The organism is Aeromonas allosaccharophila (genome assembly GCF_000819685.1).
In the GTDB taxonomy this organism is placed as follows: Bacteria; Pseudomonadota; Gammaproteobacteria; order Enterobacterales; family Aeromonadaceae; genus Aeromonas; species Aeromonas allosaccharophila.
Genome location: NZ_CDBR01000044.1, coordinates 1 through 3,603, shown reverse-complemented (window position 1 = coordinate 3,603; position 3,603 = coordinate 1). Strand labels below are relative to the sequence as shown.

3 protein-coding genes are annotated in these 3,603 nt (G+C 61.3%); all 3 read right to left on the bottom strand.

What is annotated here, in order from left to right:
* The coding region (locus BN1115_RS09385; RefSeq protein ID WP_042656940.1) for a maltose acetyltransferase domain-containing protein at nucleotides 1–161 on the bottom strand (161 nt) is incomplete at its 3' end.
* Nucleotides 162–164: 3 nt separating this feature from the next.
* Nucleotides 165–1,826: an alpha,alpha-phosphotrehalase gene (treC, locus tag BN1115_RS09380; RefSeq protein WP_042656939.1), complete on the bottom strand. Its 1,662-nt coding sequence runs from the start codon at nucleotides 1,824–1,826 to the stop codon at nucleotides 165–167.
* Between the two features lie 66 nt (nucleotides 1,827–1,892).
* Nucleotides 1,893–3,323: a PTS trehalose transporter subunit IIBC gene (gene treB, locus BN1115_RS09375; RefSeq protein ID WP_042656938.1), complete on the bottom strand. Its 1,431-nt coding sequence runs from the start codon at nucleotides 3,321–3,323 to the stop codon at nucleotides 1,893–1,895.
* Between the last annotated feature and the right edge of the window lie 280 nt (nucleotides 3,324–3,603).

Here is a 3,603-nt window from a genome sequence, read left to right as displayed (position 1 = left end):
TTCTCCTGCCAGCTAGTGTTGAAGGTGTGATAGAGCCTGCGGCAGCGCTCGCGCGCTGCTTTCAACTCGGGGTCAGCCGCATCATAGGGCTCCCCCGCCACCATCTTCTGCCACTCGGGGCCGCGTGCTATTGCCGCCGCCTTCGTCATCACCTCGCTCATCGCCTACTCCATCAGCCAGATCAGGGATTCATAAGGGCGCAGCATACCCGATTGCGGTTGGGCCGGGCTATCGGGGTAATTGCCCAGCAGCAGGTGACCTTGCCCGCTTTGCAGCTCGGCAGGCAAGGCAAACTCCACCGGCTCGCCGTAGAAGTTGCTCACCACCAGCAGGGTCTGACCGTTGGCGCGGCGAGTATAGGCCCAGATCTGCGGGTGCCCCGCCAGCAGTTCCTGATAATCCCCCAGGGTGAAGATGGGGTGCGCCTTGCGAAGACGGATCAAATCCCGGTAGTGCCAGAACACCGAGTTCTGGTCGGCCAGCGCCGCCTCGGCGTTGATCTCGGGGTAATTGGCAGCAGGCTTGAGCCAGGGAGTTCCGCTGGTGAAACCGGCGTTGGGCGCGGCACTCCACTGCATAGGAGTGCGCGAGTTGTCGCGGGACTTGGCGCCGAGAATGGCCAGGATCTCAGCCTCGCTCACTCCTTCGGCCTGCTTGATGGCGAAGATGTTGCGGCTTTCCACATCCTGATAGTCATCGATGCGCTGATAGCCGGGGTTGGTCATGCCGATCTCCTCCCCCTGATAGATGTAGGGGGTGCCCTGCAAGCCGTGCAGGGTGCTGGCCAGCATCTTGGCGGCCACCACCCGATGCTCGCCCTCGTCACCGAAGCGGGAGACGATGCGCGGCTGATCGTGGTTGCACCAGAACAGCGCCGACCACCCCTTGCCGTGCATGCCGCTCTGCCAGTGATTGAAGATGCGCTTGAGCTCGAGGAAATCGAACGGCGCCTTGGTCCACTTGTCGCCGTTGGGGTAATCCACCTTGAGGTGGTGGAAGTTGAACACCATGGAGAGCTCGGAACCATCCAGCGCGCCATAGCGCTGGCAGTGCTCGAGACTGGTCGATGACATCTCCCCCACCGTCATGGCACCGACCGGGGCAAAGACATCGCGACTAACGTCTTGCAGGAATTCATGGATACGCGGCCCGTCGGTGTAGAAGCGGCGGCCATCGCCAATCTCGTCGTTCGGGAACGTCTGATCCTTGGAGATAAGGTTGATGACATCGAGGCGGAAACCGTCTACCCCCTTCTTGGCCCAGAAGTGGATGATGTTTTTCACCTCGGCGCGCACCACCGGATTTTCCCAGTTGAGATCCGCCTGCTCGCGGGCGAACAGGTGCAGGTAGTACTGACCTGTGGCGGGATCCAACTCCCAGGCGCTGCCGCCAAACTTGGATTGCCAGTTGTTGGGCACGCCGCCATCCACCGGATCGCGCCAGATGTAGTAGTCGCGGTAGGGGCTGTTTTTATCCCCCAGCGCCGACTTGAACCAGCCGTGCTCGGTGGAGGTGTGATTCACCACTATATCCATCACGATGCGGATGTCGCGCGCGTGGGCGGCAGCCAGCAACGCTTCGAAATCGGCCATGGTGCCGTAGGCGGGATCGATGGCCAGGTAGTCGGCGATGTCGTAGCCGTTGTCTACCTGCGGGGAGACGTAAACCGGAGTCAGCCAGAGGGCATCGACCCCCAGGGTCTTGAGATAGTCGAGGCGGGCCATGATCCCCTTGAGATCGCCGGTGCCACGGGCAGCGGAATCCTGAAAGCTCTTGGGATAGATCTGGTAAATCACGGCGCTCTGCCACCAGGGTGTTTGGCTCATGGGTCTTTCTCTTGTTTCGAATATGAAATGGAGAGGGCGACCCGCGAGTCGCCCTGATGCGTTGAGTCAGGTGCTGGCCTGGGCCAGCTTGCCCGCCGCTTGCTGGCGCTTGTAGACCAGCAGAGTCAGCACCACCGGCACCACTATGGCCACCAGCATGGCGACTGAGTAGACGGCCCAATACTGGGGCTGGATGGAGAGGATGCCCGGCAAGCCACCCACCCCTATGCCGTTGGCCATCACACCGGCGAAGCCACAGATGAGCGCCGCCAGGCTGGAACCCACCATGGCGCACAGCATGGGGAACTTGTATTTGAGGTTGATGCCGTACATGGCCGGTTCGGTCACGCCCAGGTAGGCGGAGATGGCGGCAGGCACGGAAATCTCCCGCTCGTTCTCCTTGCGGCTAATCAGAATGATGCCGACGACCGCAGAAGCCTGGGCGATGTTGGAGAGTGCGATCAGCGGCCAGATCGGGGTGCCGCCCATGCTCTGCATCAACTGCAGATCCACAGCGTTGGTGGTGTGGTGGATACCCGTGATGACCAGGGGCGCATAGAAGAAGCCGAACAGGGCAGCGCCTATGGGAGCGAAGGAACCGGTCATGGCCGCCTTGGCGGCGAAGCCGACGCCTTCACCAATCCAGCGACCGAACGGGCCGATAAAGGCGTGGGCCACTATCACCGCCAACAGCAGCGAGACGAAGGGCACAATCACCAGATAGAGATAGGCCGGAATGATGCGCTTGAGGTTGGTCTCCACCCAGGCCAGGAATACCCCCGCCAGCAGGGCCGGAATGACCTGTGCCTGATAACCCACCTTCTGGATCACGAACAGGCCGAAATCCCACACCTCGGGGGTCTGCTGACCGATGCCGTAGGCGTTCATCAGTTGCGGGGAGACCAGGGTGATACCGAGCACGATGCCCAGGATCTCGGAGCCGCCCATCTTCTTGACCGCAGACCAGCAAATGCCCACCGGCAGGAAGTGGAAGATCGCCTCGCCCAGCAGCCAGAGGAAGGCATGCACCTGCGCCCAGAACTGGCTGATCTCGGTGAGAGAATGAGTGCCATCGTCGAACATCTTGATGTCGCCGATGACATTGCGAAAGCCCAGGATCAGACCGCCGGTGATGATGGCGGGCAGCAGCGGCACGAAGATCTCCGCCAGATGGGAGATGCCCCGCTCCAGCGGGTTCATGTTCTGGCGCGCCGCCTGCTTGGCGGCCTCCTTGCTGCCCCCGCTGACGCCGATCTCTTCGGTCAGCGCCTTGTACCACTGCTCCACCTCGTTGCCGATCACCACCTGAAACTGACCGCCCTGGGTGAAGCTCCCCTTCACCGCCGGAATGGTTTCGATGGCGTTGCTGTCGGCCTTGGCCGGATCGTTCAGGACGAAGCGCAACCGGGTCAGGCAGTGACTGACGGTGGCGATATTATCCTTGCCGCCGATCTTGTCGATCAGGGTGGCAAGCTGTTGTGCGTTGATCTTGGACATGGGTCTTCCCTCTGTGACGCCATTGAATAGTGGTCTGCATCGCCCTTTTGAGCCAGTCTGTCGGCCGGAGCGTTTTTGGTATCGTTCCCATTTAGCATGCCGACAATCTGGCCAGATCAAAATGGGAACGTTCCCAATTCGTGGCCAACGTCACAAAAAGCGCACTTTTTGTTCAGTCGGAAGTGATGGGGCTCACAGGGTTCGGCAGGGGGCGATTGTCACCAACGGCGGTTGCTCCTGCTCGATCTGACCGAGCAGCTGGCGCGCCGCCTGCTCCCCC